The organism is Burkholderia sp. 28_3 (assembly GCF_003253915.1).
Taxonomy (GTDB): domain Bacteria; phylum Pseudomonadota; class Gammaproteobacteria; order Burkholderiales; family Burkholderiaceae; genus Burkholderia; species Burkholderia cenocepacia.
The window spans coordinates 240904-262373 of the sequence record NZ_QKZF01000001.1 but is presented as its reverse complement, the minus strand read 5'-3'; the positions used below and the strand labels follow the sequence as shown (position 1 = coordinate 262373).

Sequence of the window (21470 nt, the reverse complement as noted above, 5' to 3'; positions counted from 1 at the left end):
GCTGGCTCGGGCCCGCCCGCCGGGCCCCCCAGCCCGGCGATTCGACCCCGTGGATCACCCGCGGCCCTGCTCGCTGTCGAGGTGGGCCATCTGAGCGGCCGGATAACGCTCGCCGGCAGCCGCCCCGGCGGGAACCGCCGCTTCGATGCGGATGAGATCATTGACCGTTAGTTGCAATTCAGTCGCCAGCAAACCGTCCTGCAGTTGCGTGCGCTTGCGGGCGCCGACCAGCGGCACGATGTCGGTTCCGCGCGACAGCGCCCACGCGATCGCGACCTGCGCCGGATTGCTGCCTTTCTCGTCGGCGATCGCGCGTAGCGCGTCGACGAGCGCGAGGTTGTGCGCGAGGTTTTCGCCCTGGAAACGCGGGCTCGCCGCGCGGAAGTCGCGCTCGCCCTGCCGCGCCGCGGTCCAGCGGCCGCCCAGCAGCCCGCGCGACAGCACGCCGTAGGCCGTCACGCCAATGCCGAGCTCGCGGCATACGGGCAGGATCTCGGCCTCGATCCCGCGCGACAACAACGAGTATTCGATCTGCAGGTCGGCAATCGGCGCGACGGCCGCCGCGCGGCGGATCGTGTCCGCGCCGGCTTCCGACAGCCCGATATGGCGCACGTAGCCGGCCTTCACGAGATCGGCGATCGCGCCGACCGTTTCCTCGATCGGCACCGCCGGATCGACGCGGGCCGGGCGATAGATGTCGAGGTAGTCGGTGCCGAGCCGCTTCAGCGAGTACGCGACGAAGTTCCGGATTGCCGCGGGCCGCGCGTCGTAGCCGGCAAACCCGCCGGCCGGATCGCGCAATGCGCCGAATTTCACGCTGATCCGCACCTGGTCGCGCGTGCGGCCGCGCAGCGCGTCGCGAATCAGCATCTCGTTGTCGCCCATGCCGTAGAAGTCGCCGGTATCGAGCATCGTGATCCCGTGGTCGAGCGCCGCGTGCAGCGTCGCGATGCTTTCGTCGCGGTCGGCCGGCCCGTAGAAATCCGACATCCCCATGCAGCCGAGTGCGATCGCCGATACCTGCGGGCCCGTGCGGCCCAGTTGACGCCTGTCCATGTCCGTTTCCTTCAAATGGTGAGTGGATGAAACGGATTCTGGACGCGCGACGCCGCGCGATAAACGCGAAACGCTCCACCAAACCATTCGACGCTGATTAACAATGGAGCCTGGTTTCCTCCCGCCAAGGTTCTCGCCCGCATGGATCATCTGCAAGCAATGCGCATCTTCGCGCGCGTCGCCCATCTCGGCAGCTTCACGAAGGCGGCCGAGCAGCTCCAGTTGCCGCGCCCGACGGTCAGCAACGCCGTCCAGTATCTGGAAAAACACCTGAAGATCCGGCTGCTGCAACGCACGACGCGACGCGTCGCGCTGACCGCCGAGGGCGCGACCTACTACGAACGCTGCGTGCGGTTGCTGGCCGATCTCGACGACGCCGAAACGCTGTTCGAGGATGCCGGCGCGTCGCCGCGCGGCGTGATCCGCGTCGACCTGCCCGAACGGTTCGCGCTGAACCAGGTGATTCCGGCGCTGCCGGATTTCCACGCGCGCTACCCCGACCTGCGCGTCGCGATCAGCACGACCGACCGCTTCGTCGATCTCGTCGCGGACGGCATCGACTGCGCGGTGCGGGTCGGCGCGCTGTCCGACACGTCGCTCGTCGCGCGGCGCGTCGGCGAGATGGCCCAGATCAATTGCGCGTCGCCCGCCTATCTCGCGCGCCACGGCACGCCGCGCTCGCCGGACGATCTGCCGGACCACGTCGCGGTCGGCTATTTCTCGAGCCGCACGGGCCGCGAGCTGGACTGGGAATATGCGGACATGGATTCAGGCGAGATGCATACGGTGAAGATGCACAGCGTCGTGTCGGTCAACAGTTCGCAAGCGTATCTCGCGTGCTGCCTCGCGGGCCTCGGGCTGATCCAGGCGCCGCGCGACGGGCTCGCGCCGCTGCTCGCCGACGGCTCGCTGGTCGAGGTGCTGCCGGAATGGCGTGCCGGGCCGCTGCCCGTATCGGTGGTGTTTCCGACCGGCCGGCATCTCGCTCCGCGCGTGCGGATCTTCGTCGACTGGCTCGCGGAAACGCTCAGCGGCCTGCGCCGGGCGGACTGACGACGGTCGTGCCGGGAGCCGTGCGCCCCGGCACGACACCCGGTCAGAATTTGTGACGGATCGCGGCGCGCACCGAGAACTGGTTCGCCGATGCCGACGGGCCATCCGTCCCGACGACATAGCCGCCGTCGGCCGCCGTGCCCGTCTTGTCGCCGGCCACCTTCTGCCAAGCACCCTGCAGGTACACGTCGGTGCGCTTCGACAGGCTGTAGTCGGCCATCAGGCCGACCGTGTGGTACTTCGGCTTGAACGAGCCGGCCGCCGCATCGTACTTGCCGTCCGTGTACACGTACTGCGCGCCGAGATAGAAATCGGGCGTGAGCTGGTACTTGCCGTTGACCTCGAAATTCTGGAACTTCGTCGCGGTCAGCCCGAGGCCGGCGAACGTCGACGCCGGCAGGTAAACCGTCGATACCGGGTTCTTCACGTCGGTCTTCGTGTAGACGAAGCCGACCGTGGCCGGGCCGAACGTGTAGTTGACGCCGCCGCCGAAGATGCGCAGCCGGTCGGCGACGAAGTTCGCGTCGTCGGCCGCGATCGCGCCCGCGCTGCCGATGCCCGGGTTGTTCGCCTGCAGGTACGCGGCCGCGACCTGCAGCCCGGCCAGCGAATACTGCGCGCCGATGCTGTACTGGCGGTTGTTCGAGAAGCCCGTGCTGTTGCTGAAGCTGTACGTGCCGCCGAACGTCAGGCCGTTCCAGTCGGCGCTCGCGTACTTGACCGTGTTGTTGACGCGGAACGAGTTGTCCGTGTTGTCGTTGTCGAACGGGTGCGAGAACAGCGTGCCGCCCCAGTTGCCGTTCGCGGTCAGCGGTGCGAGATAGTCGACGACGGAATCGTACTGGCGGCCGAACGTCAGCGTACCGAAGCGCGATTCGGACAGCCCGACGAACGCCTGACGGCCGAACATGCGGCCGCCCTGGCCGAGCCGGCCGTTGTTCACGTCGAACCCGTTTTCCAGCGTGAAGATCGCCTTCAGCCCGCCGCCGAGATCCTCGCTGCCCTTCAGGCCCCACCGGCTGCCCTGCGCATACCCGCTCGCGAGCTGGTAATTCGTCTTTCCGACCCCATTGACGTTGACGTTGTTCGTGTAATTGAAGCCTTCGTCGATCAGGCCGTACAGCGTCACGCTGGTCTCGGCAAAGGCCGGCGCGGCGAAGGCAGCGAGCGCGGCGGCAAAAATGACGTGCTTCTTCATGACGGATCTCCGGAGCCGAGGGCCGGGCAGGCCGAGCGCCCGGCGAATGTTGGTCTGTTGTATGTGTGGCCCGCAGGGCGGACGACGCGGTGTGCGGCCGCGTGAGGACAAAATGGTGTCACGTCGGAAACCGTCCGTCCATCGGGTGCGGGTCGTCGCATGCAAAGCGTTGCGCTCGCCCAACTGCACCGTTGCGCGGACAGCCTGACCGGGCTTATCGGCAGCGGCAGGCCGGACCGCCATCCGCGTAAACCCGGCAGGCGTCGCTTCGATGGCACAATGCGCATCCGTTCGCCATTTCTTCACGAAGTCATGCTTCACCCCGATTCATGCGCGGCGCGTGCCGGCCGTGCACGCGGCCCGCGCCGGAAGGCGCTCCGATGACCGCGCCGGCCCGGGCCGGCCGCTACGCCGAGCTCGATTTCTTCCGCGGCCTCGTGCTGCTCGTCATCGTCGTCGACCACATCGGCGGCAGCATCCTGTCGCGCGTCACGTTGCACGCGTACGCGCTGTGCGACGCGGCCGAGGTGTTCGTGTTTCTCGGCGGCTTCGCGACCGCCATTGCGTACAACTCGCTCGCCGAGCGGCACGACGAGGCCGCCGCACGGCAGCGCTTCATCCGGCGGGCGTTCGAGATCTACCGCGCGTTCCTCGTGACGGCCGGCCTGATGCTGCTGATTACCGCCGCGCTGAATGCGTTCGCGATCGACGGCCCGAACATGCCGACCAACGATCTCGACGGGCTGCTGCACAAGCCGCTCGCCGCGCTGCGCGACATCCTGCTGTTCCGCCGCCAGCCGTACCTCGCGTCGGTGCTGCCGATGTACGCGTTCTTCGCGCTGCTCGTCCCGCTCGCGCTGCCGCTCGCCCGCACGCAGCCGTGGCTGATGCTCGCGTTCAGCGGATCGCTGTGGTACGCGGCGCCGCACGTCGCGCGCTTCTTGCCGACCGTCGAAGGCGCGCCGTGGGACTTCAACCCGTTCGCGTGGCAGTTCCTGTTCGTGCTCGGCGTGATCGCGCGCTGCCAGCCGGTCTACCAGACGCTCGCGCCCCGGCCGCAGGGCTGGCTGCTGACGGCCGCGTCGCTCGCGATCGTCGCGGCCGGCGCGTACTACCGGCTGCGCATCGAGCCGTTCCCGACCGATCCGTCGATCAAGCAGAACCTCGGCGCGCTGCGGCTCGTGAACTTCCTCGCGATCGCGTGGCTCGCCGCCAAGCTCGTGCACCTCGGCTGGATGAAGAAGGTCGCGCACGCGATGCCGTGGATCGGCACGATCGGCCGGCAGGGGCTGCTGTGCTTCGTCGCGGGCACCGGCATCTCGCTCGCGGTCGATTCGCTGCTCTACCAGGCGACCGAAGGCTATCTCGACGTGCCGCTCGGCCTGACCGCCGACGCCGTCGCGATGGGGCTGCTGTATCTCGTCGCCAAGCTCTACGGTCCGCTCGTCGCGCGGCTGCCGTTCCGTTCGCGGCCATGACGCGCCGCGCCGTCATGCGCCGCTGCTACGATAGCCGGCGCCTCTCCTGAAACGATTCGCCATGCGCCGACTCGCCCTTCCGTTCGCCCTCGCCCTGATCGCCGGCGCGATCGCCACCGCCCATGCCACGCCGCCGGCACCGGCGCCCGCGGCATCGCCCGCGCAGCCGCCGGCCGTCCAGACCGCGACGACCCCATCGACCGCGCAGGAGCCGTCCGTCAATCCGGGCAGCAGCGTCGTGCTGCGCACGTTCCGCTCGGCGTCGCTGAAGCGCGACTGGTCGTACACGGTCTACCTGCCGCCCGGCTACAACCCGGAAGGCGCGCGCTACCCGGTGATGTACCTGCTGCACGGCAACGCGGGCAACGCGAACGACTGGGTCACGCAGGGCCGGCTGCAGGCCACCGCCGACACGCTGATCGAGCGCCACGACATCCCGCCCGTCGTGATCGTGATGCCGCAGGGCGGCACCGACTGGTACGTCGACCGCAAGGAGAAGATGCAAAGCGCGTTCCTCAACGACCTGCTGCCGGAAGTCGAAGCGCACTTCGCGGTGTCGAACCAGCGCGCGGGCCGCGCGATCGGCGGCGTGTCGATGGGCGGCTTCGGCGCGCTGCGCTTCTCGCTGCTCGAACCGGGGCTGTTCTGCGGCGCGATGCTGCTGAGCCCCGCGATCTATGCGAACGAGCCGCCGCTCAATTCCGCCGCGCGCTACGTCGGCGTGTTCGGCGATCGGCAGTTCGATTCACGCGTGTGGCACGAGTTGAACTACCCGGCGCTGCTGCGCGGCTATTTCGCGCGCAGCTGGCGCGTGCCGATGTTCATCGCGGCCGGCGACGACGACCTGACGATCCAGGCGGAGTCGAGCGTGCTGTATACGCATTTGCGCCGCGCGCAGAATCCGGCCGAACTGCGCATCGTCGACGGCGGGCATACGTGGGACGTGTGGCGCGGGTTGCTCGGGCAGGGGTTGAGGTATGCGTTGGAGTGTGTGAAGTAAAACGGGGCTGAACGCGCCCGGGCACGGCGCCAGCACGTGCGCGATGCCGGCCGCCCCGCGTGCGTCACACCTCCGCCCCAATCGTCTTCGCCATCCTGAGCGCCAGCGCATACCCGGTCAGCGTCGGATTGACCACCGACGAACTCGGGTGCACCGCCGTGCTCGCGATGAACAGGTTCGGATGATCGTGCGTCCGGCAATCGCGGTCGACGACCGAATCGGCCGGATCGTTGCCCATGATCGTCGTGCCCATGATGTGAGAACTCGGCACCCACGCATGGATGTCGTTCACGATCTCCGTCGCACCGAACACCTGCTGGAAATCGCGGTAATCGTCGAGCACTTGCGACGCCGCACGCAACGAATAGTCGTACACGTCGTAGTCGGTGCGCGGCGTCGGCAGCCCGAGCGCATCCTTGCGATCGCCGAGCGTCACGCGGTTGCGCGGGTCGGGCAGGATCTCGACGTAGCTCGCGATCTTCAGATAGCGCGCCGCGTCGTGGCGAATCCGTGCATCGAGCGCGTCGCCGACGACACCTTGCGCGATCAGCCGCCGCGTGACGATCTCGTTCGGCACCGTGTTGTCGAGAAAATGCCGGATCGCGCCGTGTTCGCGACGAAACGCGCCGTCGCGCCGCGTGTTGATGCTGCCTTGCTGCGTCGGACCACGCCCGGCCCACAACGGTTCGCGCGCGAGCATCGCAATCGCGCGGCCGGTGTGTCCCATCATGTTGCGGCCCACCTGGCCCGACGTGTTCGCGACATCCGACATCAGCAGCAGCTTCGGAATCTCGACACCGTGCGCCGCGAGCACGAAGGTCCGCGCGGTCAGGCGCGTGCTGTTGCCATCCGGCGTCATGTAGTGGATCGCGGCGATCTTGCGATTCTCGCCGCGCTCGATCTTGTAGACGACCGCATTCGTCAGCAGCCGCGCGCCCTGCGCGACGGCGCGCAGCACCGGACGATCGCCGGAGAATTGCGCGCCGATCGGGCAGATCGGCGCGCAGTTGTTGTTGCCGGCGCAGGTCGGCCGGCCCTCGTAGGGCCGCGTCGCGCGCGCGTTGGGCTCGTCGACGAAACGATGACCGATCGTCGCGACCTTTTCCGCGACCTGCTGCGTCAGGTACGACCATGGCTGCTGACGCATCGGGTAAGGCTTCGAGCGCGGCGGGAACGGCGCGCCGCCCTGCCCGCTCTGGTCGTCGGTGTCCGAGCCCGACACGCCGATCTGTTCTTCCGCGAGCTGGTACCACGGCTCGAGCTCGTCATAACCGATCGGCCAGTCGCGCCCCTGCCCGTACAGGCTGTGCAGCCGGAAATCGTTCGGCAGCATGCGCCACGTCGCGCCACCCCAGTGCCACGTCGTACCGCCGACGAGCCGCAGGAACGACGGCTTCTGCAACACCGGGCCGACACTGTCGATGTAGCGATCCGAATAGCGGCCGGTGGACGACTTCGGCGCCCACGGCAGATCCGGATACGGGCCGTTGTAGTCCGACTTGTTGCCGTAGTTGCGGAACGCGCGAACGAGCTCGGCCCGCTTCACGTCCGGCCCCGCCTCGATCACGATGACGGACTTGCGCTGCTGCGTCAGCGACTGCGCCACGGCGCCGCCCAGGATGCCCGCGCCGATGACGATGACGTCCGCGTCATAGGAACTGCTCATGATTTCGATCCTCGTTCGAAGGCGGCTCAGCCGGCGTCGGTGGCCGGGCGTGCGGTCCAGTACTCGGGGCGCGCGCGGATGTAGGTTGGAATGACCGTGACGTCGGAGGTCGGCTCGAACATCAGCGCGGTTTCGTAGCCGACCATGCGCGCCTGCCCGCCGTGACCGACGCTGCCGGTGTAGAAGGCTTCGATGATGGCCAGCGCCGTCGCGCGCAATTCGGGGGCGGCGACGCCCAACGTGCGCACGAACGTATCGACCGGCTGCGTGCCCGTGCCGATCGCGACGGCCAGCGCGCGCAGCCGTGCGGGGAATTCGCGGTCCTGCTCGACGAGGCCGTCGTAGACCGACTGCACGTAGCGCGACGGCAGCGCCGAGCGGCGCGTCAGGTACGCGGCCACTCCGGCAAAGTCCCGCAGCGGCACGGCCTGCGGCGCGGTGGCCGCGCGCGCGATCAGCATGCCGGCCGGCAACGCGGCGGCAAGCGCCGCACCGGCCGACAGCTTCACGAGCCGGCGGCGCTGCGCATCCGGTGCGCCGCTCACATCGAAATCGTTCATCGCGTGCCTCTCCTGTCAGTGGGCGGGCGCCGTGCGAATCTTCGCGACCTCGGCCGCGCTCACGCGGGCCCGGCCGTTGCCGAATCGTTCGCTCAGGTAGTTCACCAGCGTCACCACTTCGTCATCGTCGAGTTCGGTCTGGAACGCCGGCATGAAATAGTGCGTGGCGCCGTTGTTCACGCTCGCGCCGTGCATGACGACCTGCAGCAGGTTCGACGCGGTGGCGGTGCCGACCGCGCTATTGGCGAACAGCGACGGGAAGAAGCCGTCCGTCGTGCCGGCGCCCGTCATCCCGTGGCAGCTCGCGCAATGATCGAGGTAGAGCGACGCACCGGCCGGCGTCTGCCCGCCCGCGGCGGCCGCGGCGCGGATCGCGAGGTAGTCGTCGGCGGGACGCCCCTGGGTCGAACGCGGTGCGGTATCGGCGCCCTTCGCGGCGGGCACGGTCGACAGATACACGGCGATCGCGTTCAGATCGCGTGCGCTCATCCGGCTGAAGCTGTGCTCGACCGCCTCCGCCATCGGGCCCGCGGCCTGCGCCTTGCCCGGGACGTTGCCGGTACGCAGGTACTGGACGATTTGCGCGGTCGTCCACGTGCCGATGCCCGCGTCGCGATCGCGCGTGATGTTGAACGCCTGCCAGCCGGCGAGCGGCGCGCCGGCGAGATAACCGACGCCGGTTTCGTCGTACGCCAGCTCCTGCATCCCGATCCCGCGCGGCGTATGGCAGGTGCCGCAGTGCGCGGCGCCCTGCACGAGGTAGGCGCCGCGATTCCACTCGGCGTCCCGCCCGGGTTTCGGCACGTACGCGCCTTCGCGCAGATACAGCGCGTTCCAGATCTTCAGCGGCCAGCGTACGGTCAGCGGCCACGGGAAATCCGGCGCGCGATTCGGCTGACGCACCGGCGAGACGCCCTGCATGAAATACGCGTACAGGTTCGCGATGTCGTCGTCGCTGAACTTCGTGTACGACGGGTACGGCATCGCCGGGTACAGGTTGCCGCCGTCGCGCCGCAGCCCCTTGCGCAGCACGTTCGCGAAGTCCTGCTCCGAGTAGCGGCCGATCCCCGTTTGCCGGTCCGGCGTGATGTTGGTCGAGTAGATGTTGCCCATCGGCAGCGGCATCGCGAGACCGCCCGCGAACGGCTGACCGCCCTGCACCGTATGGCACGCGACACAGTCGGCCGCGACGGCCAGCGCCTTGCCCGCGGCGACGCGATCGGCCGCCTGCCCGGCCGCCGACGCGGAGGTCGCGATGAGGAAAAGCACGACAAGGGCGGAAAGGCCGGGCAAACGCATGGAAATCGTTCCTGGAGGAATCCGGTGGAAAAAGCGGTTTCGGGCGCTTTTGCGATGCGGCCCTCTATTCATTCGAAGGCACCGACCGCTTGGCGTGGCCGCACTATATCATCTTCTGTATCGATACACTAAATCGATACAGACTTGCCATTCGGGTAATAATCAGCGAGTGCTCGACCAGCGCCGCAGGATCGATCGCGCTTTGCAAGCGTGCGCGAACCGGCGCGGCGGCGCATTTCGACTACATTGCCGAAGTGGCGATGACATCGGTCATCGCCGGCCTCCCCTTACTCGACCCGCAGGAAACCCAGCCATGTCTGTCTCGAAGAAATTCGCCGCCGTCACGGGCGCCGGCTCCGGCATCGGCCGCGCCGCGGCCCTCGCGCTTGCCCAGGCCGGCTTCACCGTTGCGCTGCTCGGGCGCACGGAGGCGTCGTTACGCGAAACGCAGCAGGACGCGATCCGCGCCGCCGGCGGCGACGCGCAGGTGTTTCCGGTCGACGTCACCGACGAAGCGTCGGTCGACCACGCGTTTGCACGGATCGCGCAACAATTCGGCCGGCTCGATGTCCTGTTCAACAATGCCGGCCGCAACGCCCCGGTCGTTTCCCTCGATGAATACGAGCTCGACGTGTGGAACAGCGTCGTCGCGACGAACCTGACCGGGGTGTTTCTGTGCGCGCGGGCCGCATGGCAGATGATGAAAGCGCAGACGCCGCAGGGCGGCCGAATCATCAACAACGGCTCGATCTCGGCGCACGCGCCGCGCCCCGACACGATCGCGTACACGGCCACCAAGCACGCGGTGACCGGGATCACGAAGTCGCTGGCGCTGGACGGCCGCCGGTACAACATCGCATGCGGCCAGATCGACATCGGCAACGCCGCGACGTCGCTCACGGAACGGATGACGCAAGGCGTCCCGCAAGCGGACGGCAGCCTGGCGCCCGAAGCGCGGATGGACGTCGCGCATGTCGCGAACGCGATCGTGCAGATGGCGAATCTGCCGCTCGACACCAACATCCTCAACATGACGATCATGGCGACGGCGATGCCGTTCGTCGGTCGCGGATAGCGGGCGCCGAGGTTGTACCGGGAGGCCTCGTCCACGAACGGATGCAATGCCTCCCGTCGCTCGATGCGCGTCACCGGTCGGGCCGGTGCAGCACGCCGCGCCGCGCGTGTTCCGTCAACGTATCTTCTTTTTCTCGCCGGTCGACGGCGGCTTACATACGACGAACCGACGACGGTCCTGCCCCTGAACGACATAGGCACGGCGCGGGTACGAAAGGATTGAGCGGCCCCGCAATAGAGCCGGATGGAATGCGAACGCGCGGCGTTACGCCCGCAGGATATCCTCGGCGACATGCTCGAACGGCACGCGCCCGTGGCGAAGTTCCACCGTTGCGTCGCTTTCGAAGCCGATATGGCCGTTGTTCAGCCCGCGATTCAGTTCGATGAAACCATCGATCGCGGCAGTCGAGAACGGGTTCATCGCGAGCACCCCGGCCCATGCGGACGGCTCGAGCGCCACCGGTCGCACCGGCCGATTCAGCACGCGCGCAAAGGCATCCGCGATGTCGGCCGGTGAATACGCGCTCGGCCCCGCCAGCCCGACCTTCCGGACACCGCTCCAGTCTTCCTGCAGCATTTCCGCCGCAACGCGGCCGATGTCTTCGGTCGCGACCATCGGGATCGCCCGTTCGACCGGCCCGAGCAGACTCGGCAGGATACCCTGCACGCGGACCGGCTCGACGACGCGCGCCCAGTTCTCCATGAAGTAGGCGGCCCGCAAGAACGCGACCGGTATGCCCAGTTCGGCCAACCGCTGCTCGGCCGTCCGGTTGGTCGCAATCACGCCGGTGCCGGCCGACCGGTCCGCGCCGACCGACGACAGCAACACGAGTTTCGGCAAGCCCGTCGCGCGAACCGCCGCGGCGACGGCACGCGCCGTCACGTCCGCGTGCTCGAACAGATTTTCCAGCGCATAGTTGGGCGGCTTGACCAGATATGCACCGCGCGCGCCGGCGAACGCCTGCATCAACGCAGCGGAATCGGCCAGATCGGCAACCACCACTTCCGCACCCAGCTCCGTCCAGCGCACCGCCTTCGCTCGATCGCGCACGACCACGCGAACCGGAACCCCTGCATCGATCAGCACCCGGGCGGCGACGGCCCCCGTGCGTCCTGTGACACCCGTGACAACGTACATGTGTTCTCCCAATAGCCGCTCCACCGGTTGGAGCGATGGTTTCGATGATGTACGCTGACCTCACATAACTCAAATGCATACCGATCATGTCAAACATGCACGAAGCGGATTTACGGTCCGTCGATCTCAACCTGCTCAAGCTGCTCGACGCATTGCTCAAGGAACGCAGCGTCACGCGTGCCGGCATGCGGCTCGGCCTGACCCAGCCCGCTGCGAGCCGCGCGTTGGGCCGGCTGCGCACGCTGCTTCACGATCGTGTCGTCGTGCGCACGCCGAAGGGGCTGGAATTCACGCCGCGCGCGGCATCGCTTGCGCAGCGCGTGTCGCGTGTACTGACGGAAGCGGCAGGCATCGTCGCGCCTGCGGTGTTCGACCCGGCCACCGCGCGCGGACTGTTCTCGATCGCGAGCCTCGATCACATGGCGTTGACGCTGATTCCGGATGTGAATGCGCGGCTGGAACGAAGCGCGCCGGGACTGGATCTCGATGTTCCGCCGTCACGCAGCAATAACGTCGAACTCGTGACGGATGGCACCGCAGGTATCGCGCTCGGCGTATTCGACGACGATACGTTGCCCGCCGGCATCTATCGTCGAAAGCTCTATGACGATAATCTGGTCTGCATCGTGCGGAACGGGCATCCAGCACTGTCGGCGCGGCTGACACCGAAGCGTTTCGCCGCGCTGTCGCACGTGCTGGTGACGATCGGCGGCCGGGGTGGAGAACTCGTCGACGCAGCGCTCGCGCGGCAAGGGCTGCACCGGCGGATTGCAATGCGGCTACCGCATTTCCTGGTGGCGCCGATGGTGGTCGCGAAGAGCGACATGACGCTAGTGCTGCCGCAACGGTTGGCGCGGCATGTCGCGTTGTCGATGCCGGTCACACTCGTGAAGTTGCCGGTCGAGGTGCCGTCTTTCTCGCCGTCGATGATCTGGCACGAACGCACACACGACGATCCCGCGCATGGTTGGCTGCGGCAGCAGATCGTGGAAGTTGCGCGGGAGATGGGGCGCTAGGTATGGCCAGCAGGCGTATGCGACGCATCGCGCTCGGCGCAACCCGCTTCTCTGTCACACATCCGGATCCGGAATCCGCGCCGACTGAATCACCACCAGCGTATCGCCCGCCTCGATCCGGCACGGCGGATCCTCGTAAAACGAATGAATCTTCCCGCAGCGGTCGAGCCCGACCACGATCGCGCCCGGCACGACGTTCGTCAGGCAGCCGATTTCATGCGGCAACGCCTCGCGCTCCAGCAGCGTCGCGCGCCCGCGCGTCGACAGCATGTCGTTCACGAACGGCACGATGTAGCGGCTATGGACCGCGTCCGCCAGCAACAGCGCGCCGATCTTCGTCGACGACACGATCACGTCCGCGCCGGCCTGCCGCAGTTGCCGCTGGTACAGGTTCTCCTGGATCCGCACGACGATCTTCGTATCGGGCGCGATGCTGCGCACCGACAGCGTCAACAGGATCGCGGTCGGATCGTCCGTCACCGAAATGATCACGGCCTTCGCCGCGCGCACCTGCGCCTGCTGCAGCAGATCCTCGTGCGCCGGATCGCCGAGCAATCCCGTCACGCCGAGCGACGTCGCCGCCTCGAGAGCCTGCTGCTGCGAATCGATCACGATGATCGTCGCCGGATCGACGCCGCTCTCCAGCAACTCGCGCACCGCGATCGACCCCGACAGGCCATAACCACACACGACGATGTGGTCGGACAGTTGCTTCTGCAGGCGTTTCATGCGGAATTCCTCGATGACGCGCTGGATCACGAACTGATACGCCGTGCCCAGGAAAATGAACCAGATGCCGATGCGGATCGGCACGATGAAGAACGCATCGAGCAGGCGCGCCCGCGCCGTGACGGGCACGATATCGCCATAGCCGACCGTCGCGACCGTAACCATCGTGAAGTACACGAGATCGGCCACGGTCATCGGCGTGCTCTTGGTCGAATCGCGCAGGCCGTCGCGATCGAGATACAGCACGAGGAACGCGAGCGTGCACAACAGCACGACCGCACCGAGGCGGAACAGCAGCGTGCGCCGCGGCGAGGTCGCCGGGCGCGTGAACAGCGTGCGCGCACGCGGCGCCTGCCACGGATTGCGGGCGCGGCGCAGGCGCATGCGCAAGGAGCGGCGCTGATCGGATGGCGTGGCCAACGGGGAATCTCCTGAAGGATGCGGGCTCGATTCTACGACGGGAACGCGTGCGCCCGGCCGTCACAGCATGCTGCGCGGCCGCACCATCGTGCCGTCGACGAAACGCCGTGCACGAAACGCCGAGAGGTCGAGCGACGGCGCGCCCGTGTCGATCCATTCGGCGAGCAGCCGGCCGACGATCGGCCCCATCGCGAAACCGTGACCGCAGAACCCCGTCGCGATCGCGAGCCCCGACGGCGTGCCGGGCGCATCGATCACCGGAATGCCGTCGGGCAGCACGTCGATCAGGCCGGCCCACGCCTCGACGATCTGCGCATCCTTCAACGCGGGAAAGATCGCCTTGAGCTTCGCGAGCGCACGCGGCGCATGCGCGCGATTCGGTTGCGGTTGCGGATCGCGCGGCTCGATCGCCCCGGTCGTGCCGTGGATGCGGGCGAGCACGTCGCGCCATGCGGATGCATTCAGGTGCAGCCGGAATTTGTCGCGCTGCGACCAGAACTCCGGCCAGAAGAGGCTCAATCCGCGCAGGTGGCCGAGCGTCAGATCGACGTCGACCTGCATGTCGTCGGCGAGATTGATCGCGCCGTTCTTGCGCTGCCGGATGCCGAGACCATGGCCCCACACGGTCGCCGCGGACACCGGCGCGACCACGTTGGTGCGCATGCAGGTGCCGCGCACGGCCTGCTGCGGCAGCCGGATGCCGACGCCGTCGAGCAGCCGGAAACTGGTCGCGCCGGCCGCGCAGATCACGCGCCGCGTGCGGATCGTGCCGCGTTCGGTCGCGACGCCGACGACCGCGCCGCCGGCCGTCTCGATCGCGGTGACGCCGCAGCCTTCGAAGAAACGCGCGCCGGCCTCGGTCGCGCGCGCCGCGAACGCGGCGGCCAGGCGGCGCGGCTCGGCCTGCCCGTCAGTCGCCGTATACAAGCCGCCGAGGGTACGCGCCTGCGTCGACAGCCCGTTCACGCGTTCGTCGATCTGGGCGCGCGTCAGCGTGCGCGTGTCGAGCCCGTGCTCGCGCGCGACGGCGAGCCATGCCTGGAACGACGCCCAGTCGTCTTCGTTGTCGGCCAGGTACAGGCAGCCGCCTTGCCGCCATTCGAGATCGAAGCCGAGTTGTTGCTCCAGGCCTTCCCAGATTCGCATGCCTGCCATCATCAGCGGCACTTCGGCGGATTCGCGCCCCTGCTGGCGCACGAAGCCCCACGCGCGCGTCGATTGCTGGCCGGCGATGCGCGACTTGTCGAGCACGACGGCTTTCAGGCCACGCAGGCCGAGGTAGTAAGCGGCCGCGCAGCCCATGATGCCGGCGCCGGCGATCACGACGTCGGCCTCGACCGGAAACGCCGTATCGGCGTGGCTCAATGCGTCGTGCAGCGGATAAGTGGTGGTCATTGTTTTCTGTCGGGTATCAATGCATGGCCGGCCAAGCTTATCGCGGCAACGTCGTCACATGAAGCGGGCGGCACGATCCGGACCCCGCCCCATCCCCACATCCAGGCCCGCCCGCCGACCGGCCCCGTTTTTTCGGCTTGACGATCCCGGTTCGGCACGAGATAAACTGTATATCCATACAGTGTCATCGCAGTAAAAATGATCCTTCCCCCATTCGATCCTCCCAAGCTGAACGACCTCACCGAATGGTGGACGCACTGCACCTACGCGGACGTGCAGCGCCTGATACTCGAAGTGCAGCACCTCCGCCTGACGCTGTGGGAATTGAAAGCCCACGTCGCGGACGCATCGCGCCGCATCCGCGTGCTCGATCCGGACATGCTCGCGCATGGGTCCGCGCTTCGGCGGCTCGGCTACCTGCTCGAAAAGGAAATCGAGCGCGCGAATCCGATCGGCCGCACGCGCGACGTGTATGCGCCGTTTTCGGACGAATGGCGTGCCCGCGCGGCACTGCGCAGCGCGTTGCGCGCGCAGCCCGAGCCGGCCGAGGCCGGCACGCTGCCGTGCACGATTCCGGAATTTCAGCGCATCACGTGGGCCGAGCTTCGCGATCGCTGGCGTCACCTGAGCGACAGGAAATCGAATCGGCAGAACGTCGAGCAACGGATGGTGCTCGAGATTGCGCGGCAGCGATCCGTGATCCTGGCGCGGGCGCGCAAGCTGGTCGACGCCGCGATCGCCGAAGCGGCGGCGGACGGCAAGCAACTGTTCGCGCTGGATCAGCTCAAACGGCTGCTGTCCGTCGAGCGGGAAGACGGCGAGCCGTTCCTGTACATGCCGGCGTAGCGCGAACGCGCGACCGATGCATGCCGGCTCGACGACGACATGTCGAACGCTCGATCAGCCACGCGGCGATTCAGCCGGAACTGCGGTCTGCGCGGGAGCAGCCGCTGCCCAAGCGCCGTCAGTGCGAATAGCGCGTTTGAGTGCCTGCCGCGCGGTCGAACGGCTGCAGCCTCGCAAGCTGCTCGATCGACATCGTGACGACTTCGAGCACATGCCGCGCGATTTCGTCGTCGGCCATGCCGGCGTCGACGTACTGCTCGATGCTCATCGTGCGGGGCGGATAGCTGCCGGTTTCGTCATCGACGATGTCGATCCGGGCCGTACGCCGCTCCGGCGACAGCACGACCTGGACAGTTTTGCCGTGAACGACGGTCTGCATGCACAAAGTGGACATTCGCAGTCTCCAATTGCGTTGCCTTCGGACGATCGATACCTCACAACAGGAGTCGTCAATCTACAAATTTCCGGACGCATTCGCAATATTCAGGCAGGAATTCCAGCCGTTCGGGGCGCCGCGCCGCCGGTCAACCGGAGGCCCGCATTGCACGGGCACACGCGGCACTACCTACGCATAGCGGCTCAACCACTCTTCGGAGAATTGTCTCGCGTACGCGACCGCTTCGGCTTCGGTATCGAATTCACCCAGCTTGCGGAACGCAGCCTCACGGCTGAAACCCACCTTCGTGACCTCGACCTGCGCGGCGTATTTGCCGGTCTCCGTCACGCGCGGCTCGCAGTTCATTTCGTATCCGCGCATCAAGAATTTCTTCTGCATCGGTTCAACACTTTTTTGAGACGGCGAAATCGTAGCATGCAGCTTCGTCGACTTCGCAAATGTATCCACGCCGGTTTCACTAGAAGAAACCGTCGATCGATCGCCCTGCCAGCGCCTCCGCCGGCCGTCGCGCGATATCCTGCAAAACGGGTCCGATACCTCGGTTCGGGCGAGCATGCGCCCTGCGTTGGTGCATCGCGCGGCGATTACCTGCCGCCTTGGGTGGAATCGCATCCCGGCCCACCGGAATCCGGACCGACCGGTGTCGAACGCACCGTCGCGCCCGCGCGCTCGGGCCGGTCGAGCGTAACTTCATGACACACCTTTCACACAAACGCACCTTTCACAACACTGAATGACGACCATTTTGCGGTAAAGTTATCTTTTCCGTGCGTGGCCGGTCGGCTCGCCATTGGACGTCATGAAGACTGTCCGCCGAGACTGCCGCAAGGCGTCGTTCTGAACGTCACGATCCGTTCCCGTAGCATGACCACTGAAGCAATCACCACGGATTCCCTCGCGGTTGCCGAGCGCGTGCGCGAGCTGATGACCCGCAACGGCATCGGCAAGCGCCAGCAGACCACCGAGCTGTGCCGCATCCTCGATCTGAGTTTCTCGCAAGGCCACCGCAAACTGCGCGGCAGCAGCCCCTGGACGCTCGCGCAGATCAAGAAAGTCGCCGAAGCGTACGGCGAACCCGCCGCCCAGTTGTTCGGCGCGCAAACGCTCGACCCCGGCATGGTCGGTGCCTATTCCCAGGAAGCCGTCCTGTATGCGGGCGTCGCCGAGATTCCGTGCACCGCCTGGATCGGCGCGCCGCTCGAAGCCGGCGCGCGCCCCGAGTTCGTCGCGTACGAACAGAACGGCCGCTGGCGCGTGCTGCGCCATACCGGTGTGCTGTACCAGAACGCATACGACGTGCACAAGATCGAGATCTACCCGCGCCGCGCGGAGAGCGACAAGCTCGTCGTCGCGGTGATCGACCCGGATCGCGTCAGCGCGACCGAGCTGTGCCGCTATCTCGAACGGCAAGGTTTCGCGACGGCCGCATTCGACGGTCTCGCGCCGTTCGTCGACGCGCTGCAGGGCCAGGCCTTCGACGCGGTCCTGACCGAATGGCTGTTCGACGACAGCACGGCCGCCACCGCGATCAAGGCCGTGCGCACGTCCGACAACCCGGGCGCGCCGATTTTCGTGCTGACGGGCGACCTGCTCACCGGCCGCGCGAGCGAAGCCGACATCAGCGAAGTGATCCGCGCATTCGACGTGGTGTGCTACGAAAAACCCGCGCGCATGGCGATCCTCAGCGCCGATCTCGCGAAGCGGCTCGCGCGCGGCTGACGTCCGCCGGGCCGGCCGCCCGTCGAATGGCCACCGCCCGCGCGGCACCGCGGGCATGAGCGGGTTCCTCAGTACAATAGCCGCACCCGTTCACGCCCACGCCGGCATCCGCCGCCCGACGCCATGGCCCGCCTCATCCCCGACGACTGGAAAAGCCTCGCCGCGACCGGCGCGGCCGAACGCGAGCGCGAAACGCTCGCCGCGCTCGAACACGCGCTGCCCGACGGCTACACCGTGTATCACGGCGTCCACTGGACGCGCGCCGACCAGGCGTTCTCGGTGTTCGGCGAAGCCGCGTTCGTCGTCGTGAGCCCGGCCGGCCGCGTGCTGCTGATCGAGCAGAAAGCCGGCTTCCTGCGCGAAACGCCGAAAGGGCTCGTGAAGGTCTACCTGCAGAAGGAGCGCAATGTCCCGATCCAGCTCGCGCGCACGCAGGAGACGCTGCACCGGCGCCTGACGGCCGCGCTCGGCGCGGGCGTCTACGGCGTCGAGGCGCTGCTGTACTGCCCCGACTACGCGATCCGAGACGCGTCGATCGCCGGCGTCGCGCCCGAGCGCATCGTCGATGCGTCGCGCAAGGCGCAGCTCGGGCAGGTGATCCTGCAGATCCTGCCCGAGGCCGACGAACCCTTTCCGAACGCGCCGAAGCTCCACCATTTCCTCGCGGACGAGCTCGCGCTCACGCCCGACACGAGCGCACTCGTCGGCCAGGCCGGCACGCTCGTCACCCGGCTGTCGGGCGGGCTCGCCGCCTGGGCGCGCCAGCTCGAATTCGCGCCGTTCCGGCTGCGCGTCACCGGCACCGCCGGCTCGGGCAAGACGCAGCTCGCGGTGCAGGTGATGCGCGATGCCGTCGCGGCCGGCAAACGGGTGCTGTACGTCTGCTTCAACCGGCCGCTCGCCGACTACATCACGCGCATCGCGCCGCCCGGCGCGAAGATCGCGAATTACCACCAGCTGTGCGACTGGGTCGCGCGCGACGGCGGCTACACGCCCGACTTCCAGGTGCCCGGCGAATTCGAACGACTTGAAGCGCGGTTCGCGGACGCGCCGATTCCCGAGTGCTGGCGCTTCGACGTGCTGATCGTCGACGAAGGGCAGGATTTCCATGCGCCGTGGGCCGCCGCGCTCGAGCGCCTGCTGGCGCCGGACGCCGCATGGTGGTGGCTGGAAGATCCGCTGCAGAACCTGTACATGCGCGAACCCGTCGCACTGCCCGGCTGGGTCACGCTGAAGGCACTCACGAATTACCGCAGCCCGCGCGACCTGCTCGAATTCGTGCGCGACGTCGTCGGCCGGGTCGAGCCGCTCGCGGCCGAACTGCGCTCGGGCAGCCCGTTCGACGGCTCCGATCCGTCGGTGTCGGCCTACGGGGACGATGGCGCGTCGGGCGACGCCTCGGCGCAAGCCTGCATCGACGCGACCAAGCGTGCGATCACGCACGCGTTGTCGCTCGGCTTCCGCAAGCAGGACATCGCGGTGCTGTCGTACCGCGGCCGCGAAGGCTCGGTGCTCGCGCCGCTCGACCAGCTCGGCCCGCACCGGATCAAGCGCTTCACCGGCAAGTACGACCTGTTCGGCAACCCCGAGTATCGCGACGGCGATGTGCTGCTCGATTCGATCTACCGTTTCAAGGGTCAGTCGGCGCCGTGCGTGATCCTCACCGAAGTCGACTTCGACACGCTCGACGCGCGTGCCGCGCGCAAGCTGTTCGTCGGTGCGACGCGCGCGACGATGAAGCTGCTGATCGTCGCGTCGTCGCGCGCGGCCGCGCAACTCGCAACGGGTTGACGCCGCGGGTCGACGCGGCCGGCGAGCGCCGGCCCGTCATCGCGCCGCCGTCATTTCGGTTCAGGCGACGCGGAACGCGCCGACCGCGCGACGCAGCCCATCCGCCTGTTCCTCGAGCGACGCGGCGGCCGCGGCCGCCTGCTCGACGAGCGCCGCGTTCTGCTGCGACACCTGATCCATCTGCGACACCGCGCGGTTCACCTGCTCGATCCCGTCGCGCTGCTCGCTCGACGCGGCCGCGATCTCCGTCATGATGCCCGTCACGCGGCCGATCGCCTGCTGGATGTCCTGCATCGTCGTGCCGGCCATGCCGACGAGCCGCGAGCCGGTCGCGACCCGTTCGACCGATTCGCCGATCAGCGTGCGGATTTCCTTCGCCGCGGACGCCGAGCGTTGCGCCAGCGTGCGCACCTCGCCCGCGACCACCGCGAAGCCGCGGCCCTGCTCGCCCGCGCGCGCGGCTTCCACCGCCGCATTCAGCGCGAGGATGTTGGTCTGGAACGCGATGCCTTCGATCGTGCCGATGATGTCGGCGACCTTCTGCGAGCTCTGGTCGATCTCGTTCATCGTGCCGATCACCTCGCCGACGACCGTCGCGCCGCGCGTCGCGATCTCGCTCGCGCTGTCCGCGCAGGCCTGCGCCTCGAGCGCGTGGTCGGCATTCTGCTTCACGGTCGCCGTCAGTTGCTCCATGCTCGCGGCCGTTTCCTGCAGCGCCGATGCTTGCTCTTCGGTGCGCTGCGACAGGTCGGTGTTGCCGGCCGCGATCTGGTGCGTCGCCGTCGAGATCGCTTCCGAACCCTGGCTGACCTGGCGCACCGTATCCGCGAGGCTGCGCTGCATGCCGGTCACGCCCTTGACCAGCTCGGCCATCTCGTCGCGCGACGACCAGCGCACTTCCGACGTGAGGTCGCCCTCCGACAGGCGGCGGAAATGCGACAGCAGACGATTCACCGGCTGCGTGATCGCGAAATGCAGGCCGATCGCGCAGCCGAGGCACGCGGCCAGCCCGAATGCGATCCCCGCGATCGCGCCCATCCGCATCCAGCCGTAATAGGTCTGCGCGGTGTCGTACACGTCCTTGCCGCGCGCGGCCTGGTACGCATCGAGCGCGTCGGTCGCCTGCGTGAGCGCGACCGACAACGGCGGCGCGACGGTCATCAGCAAGCGGTCGGCTTCGTCGCGCCGTCCTTCGCGGATCGCATCGATCATCGGCTTCAGCGCCTGCCCGATCAGCGCCTGGCGCGCGGCATCGAGGCGGCTCGCGAGCGGGCCTTCGTCGTCGCCGTGCGGCATCGCCGCGTAGCTGCGCCACGCCGTGTCAGCCTTCGCGAGATAGCCCTCGGCCTTCTTCACGAGTTCCGATACGTCCGGCGCTTCCGGATGCAGCAGCGCACGGTCGAGCGTGGTGCGCACGATCGTCAGGTTCAGGCTCGCCGCGGACAGCGCGGTCTTCGCGGCCAGTTGCCGCGTATAGGCCTCGTCGAGCGCACGATTCGAGCTCTGCATGCCCGCGAGGCCGATCAGCCCCGATACGACGAGCAGCACGGCGACGAGGCCGAGCGTGGAGAAAATCCGCGTACGGATCGAGAAACGGGAAAACAGGGCGTTCAGGTTCATGACGGCACGTGAGCG

19 protein-coding genes are annotated in these 21470 nt (G+C 67.7%); 8 read left to right on the top strand and 11 right to left on the bottom strand.

Going from position 1 to position 21470, the window contains the following annotated elements; translation table 11 throughout:
* Window positions 1–54 precede the first annotated feature (54 nt).
* Window positions 55–1056 (bottom strand): aldo/keto reductase, encoded by a 1002-nt coding sequence (locus DFS13_RS01255; RefSeq protein WP_048988024.1) that lies wholly within the window; start codon window positions 1054–1056, stop codon window positions 55–57.
* A gap of 141 nt (window positions 1057–1197) precedes the next feature.
* Here DFS13_RS01255 and DFS13_RS01250 point away from each other — a divergent pair, with 141 nt between their 5' ends.
* Entirely contained in the window at window positions 1198–2109 is a 912-nt protein-coding gene (locus DFS13_RS01250) for a LysR family transcriptional regulator (protein ID WP_111441308.1), read from the top strand.
* 43 nt (window positions 2110–2152) lie between these two features.
* On the opposite strand, the gene DFS13_RS01245 is transcribed toward DFS13_RS01250, so the two are convergent.
* Window positions 2153–3307: a porin gene (locus tag DFS13_RS01245; RefSeq protein WP_006489833.1), complete on the bottom strand. Its 1155-nt coding sequence runs from the start codon at window positions 3305–3307 to the stop codon at window positions 2153–2155.
* A gap of 380 nt (window positions 3308–3687) precedes the next feature.
* Here DFS13_RS01245 and DFS13_RS01235 point away from each other — a divergent pair, with 380 nt between their 5' ends.
* Window positions 3688–4785, top strand: a complete 1098-nt coding sequence (locus tag DFS13_RS01235) for an OpgC domain-containing protein (RefSeq protein WP_006489829.1) — start codon at window positions 3688–3690, stop codon at window positions 4783–4785.
* Window positions 4786–4846: 61 nt separating this feature from the next.
* Complete coding sequence (locus DFS13_RS01230) at window positions 4847–5785, top strand: esterase family protein (RefSeq protein ID WP_006489813.1); 939 nt, start codon at window positions 4847–4849, stop codon at window positions 5783–5785.
* Between the two features lie 64 nt (window positions 5786–5849).
* Here DFS13_RS01230 and DFS13_RS01225 read toward each other — a convergent pair whose 3' ends face one another.
* Genes DFS13_RS01225 through DFS13_RS01215 form a run of 3 tightly spaced genes read right to left on the bottom strand, consistent with a single transcriptional unit; the run spans window position 5850 to window position 9310 of the window.
* Window positions 5850–7451, bottom strand: a complete 1602-nt coding sequence (locus DFS13_RS01225) for a GMC family oxidoreductase (protein WP_006489815.1) — start codon at window positions 7449–7451, stop codon at window positions 5850–5852.
* Between the two features lie 26 nt (window positions 7452–7477).
* The gene (locus DFS13_RS01220) at window positions 7478–8011 is read right to left on the bottom strand and encodes a sugar dehydrogenase complex small subunit (protein ID WP_006489799.1); all 534 of its coding nucleotides are present in this window, start codon (window positions 8009–8011) and stop codon (window positions 7478–7480) included.
* A gap of 15 nt (window positions 8012–8026) precedes the next feature.
* A complete protein-coding gene (locus tag DFS13_RS01215) occupies window positions 8027–9310 on the bottom strand; it encodes a c-type cytochrome (protein WP_111441307.1) in 1284 nt (427 codons plus the stop codon).
* Between the two features lie 313 nt (window positions 9311–9623).
* On the opposite strand from DFS13_RS01215, the gene DFS13_RS01210 reads away from it, so the two are divergent.
* Window positions 9624–10385 (top strand): SDR family oxidoreductase, encoded by a 762-nt coding sequence (locus tag DFS13_RS01210; protein WP_111441306.1) that lies wholly within the window; start codon window positions 9624–9626, stop codon window positions 10383–10385.
* 264 nt (window positions 10386–10649) lie between these two features.
* Here the strand turns inward: DFS13_RS01210 and DFS13_RS01205 are convergent, their stop codons facing one another.
* On the bottom strand, window positions 10650–11522 hold the full coding sequence (locus DFS13_RS01205) for an NmrA family NAD(P)-binding protein (protein ID WP_012493389.1): 873 nt from the start codon (window positions 11520–11522) through the stop codon (window positions 10650–10652).
* Between the two features lie 86 nt (window positions 11523–11608).
* On the opposite strand from DFS13_RS01205, the gene DFS13_RS01200 reads away from it, so the two are divergent.
* On the top strand, window positions 11609–12538 hold the full coding sequence (locus DFS13_RS01200) for a LysR family transcriptional regulator (RefSeq protein WP_226244752.1): 930 nt from the start codon (window positions 11609–11611) through the stop codon (window positions 12536–12538).
* A 54-nt stretch (window positions 12539–12592) separates the two neighbouring features.
* On the opposite strand, the gene DFS13_RS01195 is transcribed toward DFS13_RS01200, so the two are convergent.
* Both DFS13_RS01195 and DFS13_RS01190 read right to left on the bottom strand, forming a co-directional pair.
* Window positions 12593–13687: a TrkA family potassium uptake protein gene (locus tag DFS13_RS01195; RefSeq protein WP_012493390.1), complete on the bottom strand. Its 1095-nt coding sequence runs from the start codon at window positions 13685–13687 to the stop codon at window positions 12593–12595.
* 60 nt (window positions 13688–13747) lie between these two features.
* A complete protein-coding gene (locus tag DFS13_RS01190) occupies window positions 13748–15082 on the bottom strand; it encodes an FAD-binding oxidoreductase (protein ID WP_111441305.1) in 1335 nt (444 codons plus the stop codon).
* Window positions 15083–15280: 198 nt separating this feature from the next.
* On the opposite strand from DFS13_RS01190, the gene DFS13_RS01180 reads away from it, so the two are divergent.
* Window positions 15281–15928: a hypothetical protein gene (locus tag DFS13_RS01180; RefSeq protein WP_006485969.1), complete on the top strand. Its 648-nt coding sequence runs from the start codon at window positions 15281–15283 to the stop codon at window positions 15926–15928.
* A gap of 118 nt (window positions 15929–16046) precedes the next feature.
* Here DFS13_RS01180 and DFS13_RS01175 read toward each other — a convergent pair whose 3' ends face one another.
* Together DFS13_RS01175 and DFS13_RS41130 are read right to left on the bottom strand one after the other, a co-directional pair.
* Window positions 16047–16322 carry a hypothetical protein gene (locus DFS13_RS01175; protein WP_012493391.1) on the bottom strand — a complete coding sequence of 92 codons (276 nt, stop codon included), beginning with the start codon at window positions 16320–16322 and terminating at the stop codon, window positions 16047–16049.
* A gap of 171 nt (window positions 16323–16493) precedes the next feature.
* Window positions 16494–16703, bottom strand: a complete 210-nt coding sequence (locus DFS13_RS41130) for a hypothetical protein (RefSeq protein ID WP_011547465.1) — start codon at window positions 16701–16703, stop codon at window positions 16494–16496.
* A gap of 486 nt (window positions 16704–17189) precedes the next feature.
* On the opposite strand from DFS13_RS41130, the gene DFS13_RS01165 reads away from it, so the two are divergent.
* Window positions 17190–18044, top strand: a complete 855-nt coding sequence (locus DFS13_RS01165; protein WP_006485970.1) for a helix-turn-helix domain-containing protein — start codon at window positions 17190–17192, stop codon at window positions 18042–18044.
* Window positions 18045–18167: 123 nt separating this feature from the next.
* Entirely contained in the window at window positions 18168–19835 is a 1668-nt protein-coding gene (locus DFS13_RS01160) for an ATP-binding domain-containing protein (RefSeq protein WP_111441304.1), read from the top strand.
* A gap of 60 nt (window positions 19836–19895) precedes the next feature.
* Here DFS13_RS01160 and DFS13_RS01155 read toward each other — a convergent pair whose 3' ends face one another.
* Window positions 19896–21455, bottom strand: coding sequence for a methyl-accepting chemotaxis protein (locus tag DFS13_RS01155; protein WP_006496958.1), 1560 nt, complete (start codon window positions 21453–21455; stop codon window positions 19896–19898).
* Window positions 21456–21470: the final 15 nt, after the last annotated feature.

Bases quoted from the DNA above. Each gene is read 5' to 3' on its own strand.
- DFS13_RS01225 (WP_006489815.1), bottom strand. From the start codon at position 7,451: ATGAGCAGTTCCTATGACGCGGACGTCATCGTCATCGGCGCGGGCATC.
- DFS13_RS01210 (WP_111441306.1), top strand. From the start codon at position 9,624: ATGTCTGTCTCGAAGAAATTCGCCGCCGTCACGGGCGCCGGCTCCGGC.
- DFS13_RS01245 (WP_006489833.1), bottom strand. From the start codon at position 3,307: ATGAAGAAGCACGTCATTTTTGCCGCCGCGCTCGCTGCCTTCGCCGCG.
- DFS13_RS01175 (WP_012493391.1), bottom strand. From the start codon at position 16,322: ATGTCCACTTTGTGCATGCAGACCGTCGTTCACGGCAAAACTGTCCAG.
- DFS13_RS01200 (WP_226244752.1), top strand. From the start codon at position 11,609: ATGTCAAACATGCACGAAGCGGATTTACGGTCCGTCGATCTCAACCTG.
- DFS13_RS01250 (WP_111441308.1), top strand. From the start codon at position 1,198: ATGGATCATCTGCAAGCAATGCGCATCTTCGCGCGCGTCGCCCATCTC.
- DFS13_RS01255 (WP_048988024.1), bottom strand. From the start codon at position 1,056: ATGGACAGGCGTCAACTGGGCCGCACGGGCCCGCAGGTATCGGCGATC.
- DFS13_RS01205 (WP_012493389.1), bottom strand. From the start codon at position 11,522: ATGTACGTTGTCACGGGTGTCACAGGACGCACGGGGGCCGTCGCCGCC.
- DFS13_RS01230 (WP_006489813.1), top strand. From the start codon at position 4,847: ATGCGCCGACTCGCCCTTCCGTTCGCCCTCGCCCTGATCGCCGGCGCG.
- DFS13_RS41130 (WP_011547465.1), bottom strand. From the start codon at position 16,703: ATGCAGAAGAAATTCTTGATGCGCGGATACGAAATGAACTGCGAGCCG.
- DFS13_RS01165 (WP_006485970.1), top strand. From the start codon at position 17,190: ATGACCACTGAAGCAATCACCACGGATTCCCTCGCGGTTGCCGAGCGC.
- DFS13_RS01160 (WP_111441304.1), top strand. From the start codon at position 18,168: ATGGCCCGCCTCATCCCCGACGACTGGAAAAGCCTCGCCGCGACCGGC.
- DFS13_RS01235 (WP_006489829.1), top strand. From the start codon at position 3,688: ATGACCGCGCCGGCCCGGGCCGGCCGCTACGCCGAGCTCGATTTCTTC.
- DFS13_RS01215 (WP_111441307.1), bottom strand. From the start codon at position 9,310: ATGCGTTTGCCCGGCCTTTCCGCCCTTGTCGTGCTTTTCCTCATCGCG.
- DFS13_RS01220 (WP_006489799.1), bottom strand. From the start codon at position 8,011: ATGAACGATTTCGATGTGAGCGGCGCACCGGATGCGCAGCGCCGCCGG.
- DFS13_RS01190 (WP_111441305.1), bottom strand. From the start codon at position 15,082: ATGACCACCACTTATCCGCTGCACGACGCATTGAGCCACGCCGATACG.
- DFS13_RS01180 (WP_006485969.1), top strand. From the start codon at position 15,281: ATGATCCTTCCCCCATTCGATCCTCCCAAGCTGAACGACCTCACCGAA.
- DFS13_RS01155 (WP_006496958.1), bottom strand. From the start codon at position 21,455: ATGAACCTGAACGCCCTGTTTTCCCGTTTCTCGATCCGTACGCGGATT.